The organism is Alteromonas sp. 4NS20-0143, from assembly GCF_057542855.1.
The window spans coordinates 1-18572 of the sequence record NZ_BAAJLR010000002.1; the positions used below are offsets into that span (position 1 = coordinate 1).

The 18572-nt window shown below is 43.9% G+C and carries 13 protein-coding genes and 5 tRNA genes; 8 read left to right on the top strand and 10 right to left on the bottom strand.

Going from position 1 to position 18572, the window contains the following annotated elements; genetic code table 11:
* Nucleotides 1-2: 2 nt before the first annotated feature.
* The 3 genes from AC27HD_RS03755 to gltX form a co-directional block, all read right to left on the bottom strand.
* Nucleotides 3-78: transfer RNA gene (locus tag AC27HD_RS03755), tRNA-Glu, on the bottom strand.
* A 169-nt stretch (nt 79-247) separates the two neighbouring features.
* Nucleotides 248-323: transfer RNA gene (locus AC27HD_RS03760), tRNA-Ala, on the bottom strand.
* A gap of 85 nt (nt 324-408) precedes the next feature.
* Nucleotides 409-1818 carry a glutamate--tRNA ligase gene (gene gltX / locus AC27HD_RS03765; protein WP_487103917.1) on the bottom strand — a complete coding sequence of 470 codons (1410 nt, stop codon included), beginning with the start codon at nt 1816-1818 and terminating at the stop codon, nt 409-411.
* 463 nt (nt 1819-2281) lie between these two features.
* Between gltX and AC27HD_RS03770 the strand changes: the two genes are divergently transcribed.
* The 5 genes from AC27HD_RS03770 (at nt 2282) to AC27HD_RS03790 (ending at nt 5618) form a co-directional block, all read left to right on the top strand.
* Nucleotides 2282-2357 (top strand) — tRNA-Val (locus AC27HD_RS03770).
* Nucleotides 2358-2391: 34 nt separating this feature from the next.
* Nucleotides 2392-2467, top strand: a tRNA-Val gene (locus AC27HD_RS03775).
* Between the two features lie 25 nt (nt 2468-2492).
* A tRNA-Val gene (locus tag AC27HD_RS03780) sits at nt 2493-2568 on the top strand.
* Nucleotides 2569-3219: 651 nt separating this feature from the next.
* Nucleotides 3220-3522, top strand: coding sequence for a hypothetical protein (locus tag AC27HD_RS03785; RefSeq protein ID WP_032096084.1), 303 nt, complete (start codon nt 3220-3222; stop codon nt 3520-3522).
* Nucleotides 3523-3989: 467 nt separating this feature from the next.
* The gene (locus AC27HD_RS03790; protein WP_032096083.1) at nt 3990-5618 is read left to right on the top strand and encodes a response regulator; all 1629 of its coding nucleotides are present in this window, start codon (nt 3990-3992) and stop codon (nt 5616-5618) included.
* Between the two features lie 185 nt (nt 5619-5803).
* Here AC27HD_RS03790 and AC27HD_RS03795 read toward each other — a convergent pair whose 3' ends face one another.
* The 3 genes from AC27HD_RS03795 to moaA form a co-directional block, all read right to left on the bottom strand.
* On the bottom strand, nt 5804-10108 hold the full coding sequence (locus tag AC27HD_RS03795) for a two-component regulator propeller domain-containing protein (RefSeq protein WP_487104681.1): 4305 nt from the start codon (nt 10106-10108) through the stop codon (nt 5804-5806).
* Nucleotides 10109-10283: 175 nt separating this feature from the next.
* Nucleotides 10284-10811: a GNAT family N-acetyltransferase gene (locus AC27HD_RS03800; RefSeq protein ID WP_349378950.1), complete on the bottom strand. Its 528-nt coding sequence runs from the start codon at nt 10809-10811 to the stop codon at nt 10284-10286.
* 160 nt (nt 10812-10971) lie between these two features.
* Nucleotides 10972-11940 (bottom strand): GTP 3',8-cyclase MoaA, encoded by a 969-nt coding sequence (gene moaA, locus AC27HD_RS03805; RefSeq protein WP_487103920.1) that lies wholly within the window; start codon nt 11938-11940, stop codon nt 10972-10974.
* A 331-nt stretch (nt 11941-12271) separates the two neighbouring features.
* On the opposite strand from moaA, the gene AC27HD_RS03810 reads away from it, so the two are divergent.
* The 3 genes from AC27HD_RS03810 (at nt 12272) to AC27HD_RS03820 (ending at nt 14686) form a co-directional block, all read left to right on the top strand.
* On the top strand, nt 12272-14062 hold the full coding sequence (locus AC27HD_RS03810; protein ID WP_487103922.1) for an ABCB family ABC transporter ATP-binding protein/permease: 1791 nt from the start codon (nt 12272-12274) through the stop codon (nt 14060-14062).
* A 22-nt stretch (nt 14063-14084) separates the two neighbouring features.
* Nucleotides 14085-14300, top strand: a complete 216-nt coding sequence (locus AC27HD_RS03815) for a DUF3820 family protein (protein ID WP_334028262.1) — start codon at nt 14085-14087, stop codon at nt 14298-14300.
* Nucleotides 14301-14362: 62 nt separating this feature from the next.
* Complete coding sequence (locus tag AC27HD_RS03820) at nt 14363-14686, top strand: hypothetical protein (RefSeq protein WP_487103924.1); 324 nt, start codon at nt 14363-14365, stop codon at nt 14684-14686.
* A 142-nt stretch (nt 14687-14828) separates the two neighbouring features.
* Here AC27HD_RS03820 and AC27HD_RS03825 read toward each other — a convergent pair whose 3' ends face one another.
* The 4 genes from AC27HD_RS03825 to AC27HD_RS03840 all read right to left on the bottom strand — a co-directional run bounded on the left by AC27HD_RS03825 (nt 14829) and on the right by AC27HD_RS03840 (nt 18494).
* Nucleotides 14829-16172 (bottom strand): class II 3-deoxy-7-phosphoheptulonate synthase, encoded by a 1344-nt coding sequence (locus AC27HD_RS03825; protein WP_334028257.1) that lies wholly within the window; start codon nt 16170-16172, stop codon nt 14829-14831.
* A 94-nt stretch (nt 16173-16266) separates the two neighbouring features.
* A complete protein-coding gene (locus tag AC27HD_RS03830) occupies nt 16267-17037 on the bottom strand; it encodes an ATP-binding cassette domain-containing protein (RefSeq protein WP_487103926.1) in 771 nt (256 codons plus the stop codon).
* On the bottom strand, nt 17034-17990 hold the full coding sequence (locus AC27HD_RS03835) for a FecCD family ABC transporter permease (RefSeq protein WP_487104682.1): 957 nt from the start codon (nt 17988-17990) through the stop codon (nt 17034-17036). Before AC27HD_RS03835 ends, AC27HD_RS03830 begins: the two co-directional genes overlap by 4 nt.
* A gap of 21 nt (nt 17991-18011) precedes the next feature.
* Nucleotides 18012-18494: a low molecular weight protein-tyrosine-phosphatase gene (locus AC27HD_RS03840; protein WP_287010030.1), complete on the bottom strand. Its 483-nt coding sequence runs from the start codon at nt 18492-18494 to the stop codon at nt 18012-18014.
* Between the last annotated feature and the right edge of the window lie 78 nt (nt 18495-18572).

Consider the following 18572-nt stretch of genomic DNA (forward strand, 5'->3'; position numbering starts at 1 on the left):
TATGGCGTCCCCTAGGGGATTCGAACCCCTGTTACCGCCGTGAAAGGGCGGTGTCCTAGGCCTCTAGACGAAGGGGACAATAAATCTTTTCAAACGTATCCGTTTGAATCAGTTACACCTTAAATCTACTAAATAAACAACAATGTAATGAAATATTGTCGCAACCGATTACACTCAACCCGAGTTCTCAGTTAGCCTATTAAGTTACAAGATATTCTCTTTATCATGCTAGGCACAATGTGTAACTTGGTGGAGCCAGGCGGGATCGAACCGCCGACCTCCTGCATGCCATGCAGGCGCTCTCCCAGCTGAGCTATGGCCCCGTCGTGTCGTAGTCAATTCAATATGACTGTTCCGTGACAGCGGGGCGCATTCTAGGCATCCCCCCCTGCCATGTCAACGGTTTTTTTATGAATTTTCTCTGTTTGCTATAAAATTAAGCGCTTTGTCGATTCTCTCACCAACTTTCTCTTTTGAGAGCAGGTTTAACGTCACGTCTAGCGAGGGTGAATTACCACTGCCTGTAGATGCTACACGTAGCGGCATGCCTACCTTTCCCATACCTACTTCAAGTTCTTCCGCTGTGGCATTTATCGCAGCTTGAATACTCGCTGGCGTCCACTCTTCAAGTGCTAATAGCTTATCTTTCACAAGCTCTAATGGTCCTCTTGCCACTGGGCGGAGATGCTTTTTCGCGGCGTTGGCGTCAAATTCATCATAATCCTGATAAAAGTACGTCGAGATCTCCGCCAGCTCTTTGAGCGTTTTCACGCGGTCGGCTTGTATAGCAATAACCGATTCAAGAGAAGGACCCGCGGTTACATCCACATTCAACTGGTCAAAATGCCATTTTGCGTGAGCAGCAACGTCAATTGCTGGCATAGACTTAATGTAGTGCTGATTCAACCAAATAAGTTTTTCTGTGTTAAATGCGGAAGCAGACTGCCCTATTGCATCTAGGCTAAAGTGCTCAATCATTTCATCAAGAGTAAATACTTCTTGGTCGCCGTGTGACCAGCCCAACCTAACAAGGTAGTTCAACACCGCCTGTGGTAAAAAGCCGTCATCGCGATACTGCATTACGCTAACTGCGCCATGACGCTTTGACAATTTCTTACCATCATCGCCAAGTATCATAGATACGTGAGCGTATTCAGGAATAGGTGCGCCTAGTGCGTGAAGAATATTAATCTGACGCGGAGTATTATTGATATGGTCTTCGCCGCGTACAACGTGAGTAATACCCATATCCCAATCATCTACAACAACACAGAAGTTATAAGTAGGCGTTCCATCAGTACGCTGAATGACAAGATCGTCAAGTTCACCGTTACTGATTTCTATAGTGCCGCGCACATGGTCTTTTATCTCAACAAACCCATCTAGCGGATTTTTAAACCGGATAACGAACGGCTGCCCTTCAGGGTGATCTGTTCTGTCGCGCCATGTTCCAGGGTAGCGAGGTTTTTCACCTTTTTCTTTTTGTGCTTCGCGAATAGCATCAAGTTCTTCTGAACTCATGAAGCATTTGTACGCTTTACCTTCGTCTAGTAACTTTTGGATAAGCTCTTTGTATCGGTCAAAACGCTCTGTTTGATAAACCGGGCCTGTGTCCCAGGTTAAACCAAGCCACTGCATGCCGTCTAAGATTGCTTGTTTAGCTTCTTCAGTAGAACGTTCAATATCTGTATCTTCTATGCGAAGTACAAACTCACCGCCTTTGCTTTTTGCATAAAGCCAAGAATACAGCGCTGTGCGTGCGCCCCCAACATGAAGATACCCCGTTGGGCTAGGTGCAAATCGTGTTACAACCGACATGAATACTCTCTATAGTTAATTTAGAACTTAATTGCCTTCATTCTACCAGCGTAAGTGTTACGACAAAAGCCGCTTCATTCACTCTGCAATATTTAATACTCAGGTGACATTCAACATGCCGCTAAAACAATCATGGAATATATATGGGTGTACCGGACAGACACTCGAGGAGTTAAGCGGACAGACACTCGTATCCGTAAAGCGAGCAAAATGGACAGACACTCACCTCAGTAGAGAATGTCATTTTATAATTGTTTGCGTTGCCTCTCTATTTGAGGCTGTTAGGAGGCTCAGGAAAAAGACGTGGCAAAAAAACGGTGCGTTTTTCATCAATTTATAGAAAAAGGCGGCAAAATGTTTAATTTTCGCGCATACGGTAATTTTCTTTAATTTTATTGTTGACACAATCACGAGCAACTCTATAATACCGCCCCACTTGCCCAGGCAAGTAAACAAACAAGATGGACGCTTAGCTCAGTTGGGAGAGCATCGCCCTTACAAGGCGAGGGTCACTGGTTCAAGCCCAGTAGCGTCCACCACTCTTGCTTGTTGTTAGAATTGCGAAATACAGATGGACGCTTAGCTCAGTTGGGAGAGCATCGCCCTTACAAGGCGAGGGTCACTGGTTCAAGCCCAGTAGCGTCCACCATTCTTTTTTCGAATTCAGTTTTACCGGACGCTTAGCTCAGTTGGGAGAGCATCGCCCTTACAAGGCGAGGGTCACTGGTTCAAGCCCAGTAGCGTCCACCACTCCCCCTTTTTACTTCAAAATTTCATAAGATTCGATGGTTCAACAACTTCGTTGCGAGCCACAGCAGCGTCCACCACGTCCTCTTTTATTCCAAAAATCTTCATAAAACTCGATGGTTCAATAACTTCATTGCGAGCCACAGTAGCGTCCACCACTTCCTCTTTTTATTTCAAAATTTTCATAAGACTCGATGGTTCAATAACTTCATTACGAACCACAGCAGCGTCCACCACTTCCTCTTTTTATTTCAAAATTTTCATAAGACTCGATGGTTCAATAACTTCATTACGAGCCACAGCAGCGTCCACCACTTCCTCTTTTTATTTCAAAATTTTCATAAGACTCGATGGTTCAATAACTTCATTACGAACCACAGCAGCGTCCACCACTTCCTCTTTTTATTTCAAAATTTTCATAAGACTCGACGGTTCAATAACTTCATTACGAGCCACAGCAGCGTCCACCACTTCCTCTTTTTAGTCAAAACCCATAAAACTCGACAGTTCAACAACGTCAAAACGATTTACAGCGATACTTCTCCAACCTTTAAATAAAATCACAAAGCGATCAAGCCTCACCAATGGGTTACAGTTCAAAATGGGTGTGATACATTTAATATAGAAAGTTTACGAATAAAGGCGCTTATCAGCATGGCTGTAAAACAAGATGAAGAACTACTTTTTAAAAGTATACCTACCAAAGTAAGAGCCGCGCTGGTTGCAGGCCTTGGTGTTTACTTTTTAAACGGTTGTTCAAATGCTCAGCATCAGGCGAAAGTTGACGAGTTAAATACTGATTATTGCACTGAAGAAGTACAAAACAACTGTAGATATATCGCAGCAGGTTTTTTAACGCCCGTGCAACCAAATGACGCCTTTGAAGAACAACTAAAGCCTATACACGAAAGAGAAGAAGTTATTGAACAAGAGTTTGAAGTATTAAGGCGAAAGTGAGTGAGAAGTGGTCATTCAAATCTTCCTTTCAGTATTCTCAATTGCCGTTGATTCTAACTTTGGTAATCACATAATCATTAAAATATTCAGATAACATCCTATTTGCTATCAAAATCGCCTTTAAACCCAGCCATTAATATAACTAACTTAAACACTCAAAAACCAAGTGAAGCAGAGAATACGCTGAAGGGTGGTTAGCACTTATTGCTGCCGATCAAAAATTCTCACTGTATTTGCACATACCTTCTACAAGCTGTATCGAAGCAAAATTATTAATTAAATGCGTGGGACAATATGAGATTTTGCTAACCATTAGGTACACAAAGGTCAATTTTCGAGCATCTATGCCGATAAAAAGCTATAGTGAGGGTTATAGGGAAATCATTGTCGTTGCCCACTGTCTTTTATCGCTTATTGTAAAACGCTTTTTAATGGGTGTTTTTAAAAATTAACTATGCGGCAGGAATATGAAATATAACTTAGCCAAAGATACTAAATTACTTATTGCTGAAGATCAGGTGTTGGCCAAAAGTCATCTACACTATGCCCTTGAGCAACTTGGGTTTAGTAATATGGACTATGTAGACCGTCCTTCCACCGCAATTGCGTCGTTGCAAGAGCGCGAATACGATGCAATTATTTGCTCATACAACCTACGGTCTGATCAAGGTGGGTATTATCTCCTCGAGCAATTACAATCTCAAAACGCATTATCGTTAACTAATGCTTTTATCTTTACGAGTGCAGATACCTCCGCAGAAGTCGTTCACGCCATTATCGAACTGCAACCTGATGAGTTCATAGCGAAGCCTTTTTCAGTCAATGAGTTGGATAGACGACTTTCTCGGGTTCTCTCCAGGAAAGCAGCATTAAAGAATGTGTATCGCTGTATGGACAAGGGCGACCACGAGAAAGCCCTCTATGAGGTAGAGCAGTTTCTACTTCAGCCGGAACACGCTGAACATTTCCCGCTGGCAATGAAGATTAAGGGCGACTTATTAATTCTCAACGAACGATTCAGTGATGCATTAGCGTTTTACGACGCAATTATAAACGTACAAGATTTTAGCTGGGCAAAGTTAGGTATTGCCAACTGCCTTTTAGCACTTAAAGAATTTGATGACGCCGAAAGAGAAATTTTACAGCTGGCAATGCGTCCCGACTCTGAACTAGCGGCTTACGATTTACTCGCGAAATTAAAGATTCAGTTCGATGCTTTTGATGATGCCTTAGAGTGTACCAATCTCGCTTGCCATATTTCGCCAAGAAAAGTGTCTCGCCACCAGCAGGCCGTCAATTTAGCCCGTATAACACACAATTATGAAAATCAATTTTCTAGTGCCAAACAACTTGTGCGCTATGCCCGTGACTCCATACATGACACACCAGACATTTATCTAAACGCCGCCAGGGCCGGTGTCGACTTTGCGATGACTTCTGCACCTGAAGATATGAATAGAATTGTTAAGCAGTCTACAAGCTATTTGCAGCAGTTAAAGCAGGCTCACCCTAAGGCCTCACTTAAAGACGAGTTATATGTTTTAGATGCACGGTTACATTATTTAAAGGATGATGTGGCCAAAGCGCAATCGCTCTTATCAGACTTTCATATCGACCAAGCACAACACCACTCTACAGAAGCTCTTTTAGATAGAGCAAAAGCACTACATGAAGTGGGGCTTAAAGACGATTCACTGAAGATATTTGAAGCCCTCTCCCATCGTTTGAAAAAACATGAAGGAAGCGATGACTTGATGAGTCGCTACATTGCGCAGGAGCAAGAAGAGAAAAAGGCTATTTCGTTAAGTCCTAAAGCACTGAATAACTCTGCTGTCGCTGAGTATAAAAGAGGTAACCTTGAGCAGTCTTACTCAACATTTTCTCAAGCATTCAGAGTCATGCCTAAAAACCCTTCTATTGCCTTGAACTACTTGCAAGCCATTATACGTGCTAGAAAGTCTCGTGAGGCATTACCGGCTGACACGCGACAGGCCATCAAGTCTTGTCGGGAAACGTTGGAATCTGCGCAGCTTTCTAAAGAGCAATTATCCCGCTACGAAACCGTTAAAAGCATCTTAACGAATAACGGAAAGTAATTAGCAGTATCGCTTAATCCCTTCACGTAGGCTTGTGTGCAGAATTCAAAGCTTAAATCGATAGATGACTCGGTAACAAGGTAGCTCCGTAAAAAGGTAGCTGGGTAGCAAAGTCGCAAAGTCGCAAAGTCGCAAAGTAGAATAATGACTCGACAGTCTAGAGCCAGCAAGACACCATCGAGCATTTAGTTAGGGTTGTTAAGCCATTTTCTCAACGTAGAAATGACAACTGTATGCTCGATAGGTTTTGTCAGAAAGTCATCCATACCGGCCTGTAGGCACAGATCTCTATCGCTTTTCATCGCATTTGCAGTCATTGCAATGATAGGAACCTCTCGGTATTGCTTGCCTCCAACGCCTCTTCTTATCTGTCGGGTAGCTTCAAACCCGTCCATTTCCGGCATTTGACAGTCCATGACAACAAGTGAGTACACGCTATCGTTGCCACACTGTTGTAAAAGCTCAAGGGCCTCTTTTCCATTACTGGCCACGTCTACCTGAAAACCTTCGCTTTCCATCACGCTTGTAGCAACCATCTGATTTATCGTATTGTCTTCAACCAACAAAACCCGAGTACTACTCAAGGAAGACTGCGACGGCTCTTGCTTATTTTCAAACGTATCAATGTCAAAAGTATCGGTTTCAAAAGCGTCTGTTTTAAAAGTGCTCTTTTCAACACCGTCTGCTTCAACAGCAAGCGTGCCCCTCTCTGAGGTTTGGGTGCTTTCGCATTTAGGGTTATGAGAGTCATCCATTGATGAGCTATCTTCTAACACGCTCTTAAAGTCATTGGTCGATAAAGGCTTGGGGAAGCTAGCAAAAACGCCTAACGCATGATTTTGTTCAGCGCTACTAATATCTTTTAGCGAGGTCATTGTTACAACGCGAATATCACGAAAACGCTCATTATCTCGCAGTATAGTGCAGAACGTATCAAAAGGCATATCAGGTATGTCTTTATCAATAAATATTGTCGTAATTGGCTTTACACTATTAACAGTATTTTCGCATTGTTCAAGGGCACTTCTAGCCGAATTGGCCACTGATGTAGTGATACCCCACACCGTGAATTGTCTTTCAAGGGCTTTTCTATTGGCACTGTTATCGTCTACAACAAGGCAGTGAAGATTAGTGCTGGTTTTGCGTGGCGATATGGGTTGAGCGTCGTTTACTTTATTTACTTCACAAGTCACTACAAAGCAACTCCCCTCACCTAGCTTACTGGTTACCGTAATTTCACCACCTAATAATTCACACAACTTTTTAGTAATCGTTAACCCAAGTCCAGTACCACCATAACGACGTGTGGTAGACGCATCAACCTGGGTAAATGCATCAAAAAGACTTGCTAACTTGCGTTTCTCTATGCCAATACCCGTATCGCTTATTGCGCAGCGCATGACTATTTGCCCCTCCTCTTTTGCAGGAAGTAGCTCTGCCACAATGCTTAATTCACCTTGCTCCGTAAACTTAACCGCATTACTCAGTAAGTTAGTGAAAATTTGTTTTATACGGTTTGGGTCTGAATTAATTTTTGAGGTGGTCACCTGGGCCAGATCGACAACAACTTCTAGTCCTTTTTCTTGCGCGGTGTGGGCTATTGAATAAGCAAGTTCTTCAATTAAACCGCGTAAATCAAAGTCCACCGATTCGATTTCAAGCTTGTCAGCTTCAATCTTAGAAAAGTCTAAAATATCGTTAATCAGCACCAACAAGGACTTAGCGCTTGAATTCGCAATGTTAACCCGGTGTGCCTGCTGCGTATTTAAGCCACTGTTTTTAAGTAGCCCCAGCATGCCTATTACACCGTTAATTGGCGTTCTGATTTCATGGCTCATATTGGCGAGGAATTCAGATTTAAGCTTCGTTGCCTCTTCTGCTTCTTTTAATGCCGCTTTAAGTTGGTGTGCTTGCCCCTCAAGCGAAGCAGTTTTCTCAGAAACCTGTTGCTCTAAGGCCTGCACAAAACGCTTCTGCTTAAGAATTTCGGTTTGGTGCAGCCTGGTGCGTAAATAAATAACTAACAACACTAAGCCCACTAACAGCAAGCAATAAAAAGCATAGGCCCACCATGTTTTCCATGGCACTTTCTCTACGTGCAAATGAACCGCGAGCTGTTCCTCACTCCACTGACCGTTTGGCTTTAAGGCCTTTATTCTAAGCGTATAGTCGCCCCCATTTAAATTAGTGAATGACACATTATTGTAGCTGCCAATATCTATCCACTGCTCATCGTAGCCTTCAAGTTTGTAAGCAAAATGAGGTTTCGTTTGTGATGAATAATCAAGCAGTGCAAATTCAAAGGAGAAAAAATAATCTTCGTATGACAGATAAGCGTCAGTGAGATATGAAAGCGGTGTATTGGTATCCGCCTTCTCACCCATTATATTAAACCCAGTTAAGACAATGCCTGCATCGAGTAACTGCTGCTGTTCTTCTTCATCAGAAAAATATTCAATACCCCTTTGGCTGCTGGTAAACAAGGTACCTTGAGCAGAATTAACTAAACTGTTGGCATAGTAATTTTTCCCTGTTGGGGTTGTGCTGCGAGTATAGTTGCTGGCGCTTTGCTCATAAGGATCGTATAAAAAGATGCCCTTATTAGTGGTAAGCCAAAGTTTGCCATCATCCCCGTTTGCCATGGCGCGAATGAGGGTTGCGGGCAGCCCTTCTTGCTCACTAAACTGTTTAAAGCTTTGCGTGTCAGGTAGGTAACGATTTAATCCCTTTTGGGTTGCAACCCATATATCGCCATTGGCGCTTTGATGAATATCTTCCACAATACTGCCAAGCAAATTTTCGTCTTCCTTGGCGGTGCTGAATGCGTCGAAATGGTTGCCGCCTTTCTGCCATCGACTAACGCCTTTGCCTGTTCCCACCCACATGTTGCCATTGCGCTCTTTGAAAATAGTGTGGATTTCAGGGTGAGGAAGACCATCTTGTTGGGTTAAGTGCTTAAATGTTTTGTCTCGAACGTTATAAACATAAACACCGTTTTTATAAGTGCCTACCCATAGGTTTCCCTCATCGTCTACCTCAAGGGCTCTAAACTCGCGAAAGTGTCGAAATTCGCTGTCGTCTTTTGGGTATTCAATTCGCTGTATCTCGCCAGTGATTCTGTTGAGTCTTGCCAAGTAGTCATCTTGGGCTACCCACAGTGTATTAGCACCTACAAGGCCTTCAATAGAAGCTGCGTCAGAGGCTTCAACAGGGGTTTTAACAGGCAAAATAATGGGACGCTCGAGCACGCCGCTTTGTGAATAATCGTCAAAGCCAGCGAACACTGACTTTGACACCGGCTCGAGCTGTTGCGCGTTCACCTGCCACTTAAAAATTTCGGCATTTGCATTTACTATGAGCACATCGCCATTTTCATCAAGCTCAATGCCGTTTGGCGCAACTAACGACTCGCTGTTGATCAGTTTCACGTTTCGACGGGGCGACAGCTTAAAAATGCCGTGCACTTCACTAGTTATCCATTTTGTGTGAGTTTTATCTTCAAAAATTATTCTCAGGCCGTTGTCATAGCCAAAATCCATTTTCTCAACCGTATTTTCGCCGCCCGTATGGCGATACAAACCATTGGTTGAAACAAACCACACATCGCCCTGATGATCTTCAATCATCGAGTTAACTTGCCCCAACGACCTCCCATCTTTTGTAAGCTGCGCAGTGAAGCGACCTGTTTGGGGTGAAAACAGAAAAGGGCCTTCCTGGGTAGCAACATAAAATTGTCCAGAGCGTGTCAGTAGCAAACTTCGAATTTCGTTGGCGCCTGTGGCAGTTTTATTGTTTTCATCAGGGAAATAGTGTGTGGCAGTAAGCGTGGTTTTATTAAGTAGATTCAAGCCATAGCTTGTTGCTACCCAAAGGGATCCCTCATCGTTATCGATGATGTCCCAAATACGATTGTGCGATAAGCCGGTGCTCTTTCCCTCTTCCCCTTCCTTTAGAACTCGCTGAAACGCATTATTACCAAGATATTTATTGAGCCCTCTGTTATACGTTCCAAGCCAGATAGTGCCGCTGCTGTCATGAAACAGAGACTGAATGCGATTTGAAGAAAGCGACGTTGCATTGTTAGGGTCATTGCTAAATCGTTGAAAAGTTCCTGTTGCCGGGTCGTATTTATTTACTCCTCCTCCCCAGGTACCAACCCAGATATTGCCATCCTTATCGAGCATAAGATTGCCGGCATCATTGTGTGATAGGCCTTGTGTTACCTTTTTGTTTGACTCAAACAGTCTGACTTTATTGCCGTCATAGCGCATAACGCCATTTTCGGCTGTACCAAACCACAAAAAGCCCTGCTGGTCTTGAATGATGGAGTAAATTTCGGAGGATACGAAACCGTCACTGGCTGTAAGTTGGTCAACGGTGTATTCATTGATTAGCTTATCCGAGCCTGATGAGTACCCCTTGGACACACAAAGAAAAAACAAGAATAGTGCTGTGAAAGCCCGCAAGAAAAAAGCTTGATGGGTCGTCATTTTTCGCAAATGTACGCTCTCTTTATTTGGCACGCGAGCTGAATTTCTAATATTAAAACAATAATCTATTTTGCTCTCGCTTTCTATGCGACCAAAGGTGCATTTCCTATTTGTATATACAGTGCGAATGACATGAGCCGTTGTAACGAGCAGCAATAGGGCGTATTGATCTTTACTAGGTGGTATATACCACTACCAATTCTTGAAAAACGCTGTCTTTGTACTCAAGTTCGTGGCTAAAGGACATACCTAGCTTTTTCATAATATTGATAGACGCAGTGTTGTCTGGATTAGCGATGGCAGAAAACTTATCGATACCGAGGTCATATAAATTTTCCTTTATGGCATTTGCCGCCTCCGTGGCGAACCCCTTGCCCCAGCTACTTCGTTTGAAACGCCAGCCTAATTCTATATTGTCGCTTTCAGGCGCGTTAGTGAAGAAACCGAAAGGCCTTACTAAAATCCAGCCGATGCTTTCCTTGTTATCTCGCCTTTCAACACGCCACAACCCCCAACCAAAAGCAGGGTTAGAATACGCTTGAAATCGAGGAACAAAAATATTTTGAATGTCATCTTTAGAAGATTTTTTACCACCGTTTATAAACTTCATAACCAATTCATCTTGGTCTACTTCCCACAGAAAATCAGCATCTGCCTCGGTTATGTAGTGGTAGGAAAGACGTGCACTATCCCTGATTTGCATATAAATCCTTTTCTCTTATTATTTTTTTCGAATATATCTTATTTTTGTCATTATCCAAATAAATTTTTATGCACAATGTGGATCGTTTTCTTTTTAACCGCGCTAGGTTGATCCATCTCAATTATCCCCCATCTTTCGAGCAAAAACTCACTAAATAAATCTATCCACCCAACATAGCTAAGTGTTTAGTGGCACCGGTTTTCCCTTCATGCAAATAATGAGTTGCATGTTTTGTTCCTAAAGCATGTTTCAGAAATGTCACTACCTCCTGCACATCCCCTTTAGCCAGAAGGTCGCGCATATCAATACCATTTTCACTGAATAAACAAAGATGAAGTTTACCGGGAGCAGATACACGCAGTCTGTTACACGTTTTACAAAAATCCTTGCTGTAAGGCATGATTAGCCCTATTTTGCCTGCGTAGTCGGGGTGATAAAACTCTTGTGCAGGGCCCGCGTCTTTTCTCGGAACAATTGGCTGCCAGCCCATATTTTCAAGAGTTGTTTTTAAAGGTGAGCCACTTTGGTGCTGTTTGCTGAAAAATTGAGAAAGATCCCCTGTTTCCATTAGCTCAATAAAGCGAAGCGTAACTGGCATATCTTTAAGCCATGATAAGAATCGCTGTAGTCGACTGTCTGAAAAATCATTAAGTAATACTGAATTTACTTTTACCTCTAGTTCGGCGTCGACTGCGGCATCTAACCCTCTCAATACCGACTTCAGTTTGTCTTGCCCAGTAATAGCAGCAAACTGCCTGGGGTCGAGGCTGTCTATGCTTACGTTAACCTGATCAAGACCAGCCTGTTTCCACTGAGATGCATATTTTTCCATACGCGCGCCATGAGTTGTCATAGCAACTCTTTCGATGCCTGGCGTATTTGCGGTGAGTTGAAGAATATCAATAAAGTCGCGCCTTAGAGTGGGCTCTCCGCCAGTGAGACGTACCTTTGAGGTGCCCAAGCTAGCGAAAGCTTGCAATAAAGTGTCAATTTCAGATAGTGACATAAACTGATCGCTCGAGGGGCCATCATAGCCATCGGGCAAACAATACTGACAACGGAAGTTACATGCTTCGGTTACCGATAAACGTAAATAATGAAACTGTCTTCCGAAACTATCTTCTAGCAAACTAACTCCTACTGCTTTTATTGCATCTTTACCAACAACCTATTCTGGCAAGATACAACGATGAAAAAAATTACACCAACGTGTATTGCTATATCTTATTCGCCAATTGGCTTCTTATGTACTCTGCACTGTCGTTACTTTACACTACCAGCAGCGTATATAAATAGAGTAGCGCTTTTCTTTACGTTAATTGAGACCGACATAATCTTAGAATCATTTCATTTCGTACTGTTAAGCTACGTATTATTAAGTCACTAAATCGCCTTTGTAGCATGTGTTTTGATGTTATTGGCATACATAGAAGCAAATTTGGACGTTACTGCAGTATAAAATGAGAAGAAACCGCTTACCTATTAATGATGATGAGCCTGTAAAATGGCAAGTACTGTCCCAACTCGTCCCCTATCTTTTTGAATTTAAACAACGCGTGGGACTGGCCATTCTTTGCTTAGTGGCCGCAAAGCTTGCCAGCATAGGCCTGCCTTACGTATTGAAATACACCGTAGACAGTCTCAATGGCGATCTTACCACTCTGGCAGTGGCCGTTCCCATCAGCTTAATTGTGGCCTATGGAGTGCTTAGGCTGCTCAATGTATTACTGGGAGAAGTGCGCGATACCTTATTTGGTAGAGTCACAGAACGCGCGATGAGACGCGTGGGCCTCAAGGTATTTAAACACCTTCACAATTTAGACTTGGGTTTTCATTTAAACCGCAGAACAGGTGGCCTGTCTAGAGATATAGAGAGGGGTACAAACGGCATTAGTTTCTTAATGCGTTTTATGGTGTTTAACATAGTACCAACGCTGTTAGAAATAAGCCTTGTTGTAGGCCTTCTACTGTTTCAATTCGGTATCTCTTTTGCCCTGATTATCGTTATTAGTGTTGTGATTTACGTGGGCTTTTCCAAGAAAGCTACCGATTGGCGAACCCAATTTGTGAAACAGATGAACGAAGCCGACTCCACCACAAATTCGCGGGCGGTAGATAGTCTACTCAACTTTGAAACCGTGAAATATTTTAATAATGAGCGTTTCGAAGCCAATCGCTACGATGAAGATTTAGCAGCATGGGAAATAGCCCGTCGACGAAATAGACTATCCCTTTTTACCCTTAATGCTGGGCAAGCGAGTATTATCGCCATTGCCATGACCGCGATGATGGCCAATGCGGCGCTAGGCGTGTTAAACGAGGAAATGACCATTGGTGATTTTGTGCTGATTAACGCGTTTACCATGCAAATTTTTATGCCCCTTAATTTCCTTGGCTTTGTGTATAGAGAGATTCGGGGCAGCCTTGCCAATATTGACAAACTGTTTAATCTGCTGGCGCAAGTTCCTCAAATTAAAGATGCTGAGAATGCAGAGACATTGAAGACAACAAACCCTACCGTCAGCTTCAAAGACGTGCATTTTTCTTACGGCGAAAAACGCAAAATACTCAACGGCATCACCTTTACTGTGCCAGCCGGTAAAAAGATTGCAGTGGTTGGTGCAAGTGGTGCCGGTAAGTCGACTATTATGAAATTACTGTTTCGCTTTTATGAGCCAAATGAAGGCCAAATATTCATAGACGGCAAAGACATAAAACAGCTCTCACAGGATAGTCTTCGCGCTCACATTGGCATAGTGCCCCAAGACACTGTGCTTTTTAATACGTCGTTAAAAGAGAATATTCGCTACGGCAACCCCAAAGCCACTGATGACGAAATTAGCCAGGTGATTAAACTTGCCCATCTTGAAGCTTTTATCGAGAAGCTGCCAGAGGGACTCGAGACAACCGTTGGCGAGAGAGGCTTAAAGCTCTCTGGTGGCGAGAAACAGCGTGTGGCCATTGCTAGAGCCTTGCTTAAAGGTGCGTCTATTATGATTTTCGATGAAGCGACAAGCTCCTTAGACAGTGCCTCTGAAAAGGCTATTCTATCAGCCTTGCGCGATGCCGCTAAAGGCCATACCAGCCTTGTTATTGCCCATCGGTTATCCACTATTGTTGATGCCGATGAGATATTAGTGGTTAACGAGGGAGCCATTGTGGAGCAAGGCACACACGATAACTTACTCGCAAAAGACGGCGAATATGCCTCATTGTGGCAAACTCAACAGCGTAACAAACTCGAGCCTTAACAACTGGATTTGAAATTAACATATGGACCCGGAAAGCATAAAAGAAGCAATAAACCAAACTATGCCGTTCGGTAAATACGCGGGAAGACGATTGTTTCATCTTCCCGAAACGTACCTGGTTTGGTTTCACAAGCAAGGGTTTCCTAGCGGTAAATTGGGAGAGCAACTTGCACTGATGTATGAAATTAAATTGAATGGCCTTGAATCTGTTGTCGAGCCTCTTCTTTATGATGATTAAGGAATTTACCCAAAGAGCCCATACCAAGCACTATGAATAAACAAGCACGATGAACAAACACTATGTCCGTAAGACCCCGTAAACAGAGGCGAGGTGAAGTCAACGCCCGCATTTTAAAAATACACGAGGCCATGGCAACAAAGGTACTCAATAACCCTGACTTACTTGATGGCGTGCGCGAAACCTTAGAGCAGCGCTACAACAATAGGCTCATGCGTTACGGCAGCTATATGCTGTGGAGCAGTATTTTAGAAACCATCAACGACCCTGAGCTATTTAAGTCTTTACTGCTTGCTGATGACGAGCGCACGGCAAATCTGAGAAGAGAAACCATATTCACCGGCGTGTTAAGCGAGGAAGAGCGCCAGCATGTGCTGGCAAGCTAAACAAGAAAGTAAAACTAAAAAAAGCGCTCGCATTACATTTGAATGTAAATATGAGCGCCTTTTTGATTTGCGGCATAGCTTTAATGACGAGCTTAAACTTTATAAGCTCTGGCTTTATAAACTTTGATTTAAACGTTGAGGCTTAAGCGTTGCGCAAATGATCAGCCACTAAAAACGCCATTTCCAATACCTGATCCGCATTTAATCGAGGGTCGCATTGGGTTTTATACGCTTGGGCTAAGTCTTCGTCACTTATTTCGTACGCGCCGCCCGTACATTCTGTTACGTGCTGTCCCGTCATTTCTAAATGAATACCACCAGCATGAGTGCCTTCTGCTTCATGGGCTTGGAAAAACTGCTTAATTTCGCGCAATATGGCGTCGAAATTACGAGTTTTGTAGCCAGAAGACGCAGAGAACGTATTACCGTGCATGGGGTCTGAACTCCATACAACATGACGACCTTCATTTTTCACTCTGCGCAGTAAGCGCGGAAGGTTATCGGCAAGGTTGTCAGCCCCCATTCGCGTTATCAGTGTTAAACGACCCGGATCGTTTAACGGGTTTAATGTATCGATGAGACGAATTAGTTCGTCTTCTTCCATACTTGGCCCTACTTTGACGCCGATGGGATTGTGAATGCCGCGGAAAAATTCAATGTGCGCATGGTCAAGCTGGCGCGTTCTTTCACCTATCCATACCATGTGCGCCGAGCAATCGTAAGGCTTTCCAGTTAGCGTATCAGTGCGAGTTAGCGCTTGCTCGTAGTTCAATAGCAGGGCTTCGTGAGACGTAAACAGCGATGTCTCGTGCAGCGTAGAACTCGAATTAGCATTAATACCAATAACATCCATAAACTCCAACGAATCTTGAATGCGCGTGGCCATATCAGAATAGCGCTCTTTAAGGGGGCTATTTTCTACAAACGCCATATTCCAACGATTCACTTCGTGAAGGTCTGCTAACCCACCCTGCGCAAAGGCGCGTAATAAATTCAACGTAGAAGAACTGCGATGATACGCCTCTAGCAAACGGTTAGGATCTGGACGACGCGCCGCCTCAGTAAACTCAAAATTGTTGATGATGTCGCCGCGATAGCTTGGCAGTGTAATGCCATTTCGCGTTTCAAAATTTGAAGAGCGAGGCTTGGCGTACTGGCCAGCCATGCGAGCAACTTTGGTTACTGGGCAACGCCCCGCAAATGTAAGCACTATCGCCATTTGCAAAAGCACTTTAAACGTATCGCGAATTTTAGGTGCGTTGAATTCGTCAAACGACTCCGCGCAATCCCCGCCCTGCAATAAAAACCCTTTTCCTAGGCTCACTTCACCAAGCTGACGACGAAGCTCTCTGGCCTCAGCTGCGAACACTAATGGAGGATAAGTACTAAGGGTCTGTTCAACATTGCTTAATAAGGCACTGTCTTCATATTCTGGCTGCTGCAGAATAGGTTTCTGCCTCCAGCTATCTACTTTCCATTCACTCACCGGTACTCTCCTGAAAATACGTCAACGTAAAACCATGCATATACGAGCATGCTTACGGACGCTAAAAAAATAATCTTTGTATATTTTAACATACTTATGGGAGGGTGATAGGCGCGCAAACTTGAATTTCTAGAAAGTTTTTCTTCTTGCTTATTAGAAAATGACACTCAAATACGCGCTCTAAATTATGTTGATTCGCCACTGAATGCGGCGCACCGCTTGCAACAACACGCCCCTTATTCATAAGCCACAGTGAAGTACTGTAGTTAGCACTTAAAGCAATATCATGAGAACTCATAATAATGGTGTTGCCTTTAGCGCATAGAGCTTGGGTAAGTGTAGCAACGGCGTATTGATGTCGAATGTCTAGCCCTTGCAGGGGTTCATCAAGAATAGCAATGCCTTCCCCGATTTCCAGCTGAGGCCAAATTTGCAGCAGTGCCCGACAAATCTCTACTCGCTGTCGCTCCCCTCCAGAAAGGTGCGTAAGGGGCTTGTCGAGAAATGACTTTACTTCAAGCGCACGTTCCAGCATAACCGGAATAAGAAGATTATCGCGATGACTTTGAGCATAAAACGATAAGTACTCACCCACACGTAAGGCAAAGTTCGACTCCAACTGTTGCGATAGCATGGTTCTCAGTGACGCTAACTCGGCAAGTGACCAGGTGCTTAGTGCTTTATCGCACAGCACCACTTCCCCTTGCTCTGGCGTAATAAGGCCGGCAATAACGGCCATCAACGAACTTTTTCCCGCACCGTTTGGGCCAAGAAGGTGTACGCACTCCCCTTTTACAGCATGCAGAGAATCAACTTGTAAGCGGTTGGTGAGACTAATATTGTTTATATGAAGCACCGTACTCATCGAAGCTGACCTTTTAACAACGCCCAGATAAGCAGCGGCCCGCCTAGTGTAGCGGTAATCATCGACACCGGCAGAGTGATTGCTCTTGTAAGCTCTGAGCACAGTGCAACAAGCAGCAGCAGGGTTGCCCCGGCTAAAGCGCACAGTGGCAGAAGAAACTTATTATTGTGCCCAACGAGTAAACGAAGAATGTGTGGTATTAACAGCCCAACAAAGGCAATAGAGCCGGCCATTGAGACTGCAGCCCCTACCGCAATTGCACAGGCTATTAAACTGCGTTCGGTAAGCTGATGCACATCAACGCCGCTACTTGTTGCAGCCACATCACCAGCATATAGCCTGTTATAGCTTCCTGAACTGGCAAACTGGTACCACAACGCCGCAATAATCAGTGGGCCACCCACAAGCAGTATTGGCCAGCTGGTTTGGTACAAACTTCCCATTAACCAGAAGGTAAGATTTCTAAGTGAATTGGCATCGCTAAATAAATAAAGCCAGGCAATAATTGCCCCGCTCAAGGTGGAAATAGCAATACCTGATAAGATAACCGCAGTAGAAGATCCGAGTAGTTTTCTGGCGAGTTTGTAGATAGTGAAGGTGGTTGCCAGTGCACCGATAAAACACCCTAATGGTAATAAATAGTGAAGGTATGCTTGGGCCCAGTATGGCGTTATGAGCAGCAGCAAAGCCGCCACAAGGCTAGCGCCACTTGTAATACCGATAATCCCTGGATCTGCCAGTGGATTTCTAAGCACGACCTGCAAGGTCGCTCCGCTCACCGATAACGCAGCCCCCACCAAGGTGGCAGTCAGCACAAGAGGCAGCTGCAGTTGATATAAAATATGCAGCTTAAGCGCGTTCGGTGAATCTGAAAACGCCACGACAGCGAGCACACTCGCTAACGCAACAACAAATAATGATGCAACTGCAATAACCGTTGCTTTAGGATTTATCAACGTGTGCAGGCCTAGTTGTTACACCGCGCTACTGGAGGCGTTTTTTATGTGTGTAATTAAGCCGTCAGAGGCCGATTCAATGAGGTCGAGCACTAACTCAAACCCTCGTTTGCCACCGTAATACGGGTCGGGCACTTCTTTTTCATCTTCATCGCAAAAATCGAGAAACAGACTGACTTTCTCGTGATATTGAGCAGGACACATGCCGTGTAAATTACCCAGGTTGCTCTCGTCCATCGCCAATATATAATCAAATTTTTCAAAGTCACTTTCGTGAACTCGACGACACTTCAACCCTTTAAAACTGTAACCTCTCTCTACACCCGCCGCCTGAGAGCGCTTATCCGGTGGGTTGCCGATATGATAGCCATGGGTGCCTGCAGAATCGATGAAGAGATCTAATCCCGCTTCTGCCGCTTTATGTTTAAAAACTGCTTCTGCTGTAGGAGAACGACAAATATTCCCTAAACAGACAAATAAAACCGATGTGGATTGCTTCATTTACGTTCCTTTAACCTACGTAAGACTATCGATACGAACACCACAGCAACATAAAGTTCGCCGCACTAAACTTTAACG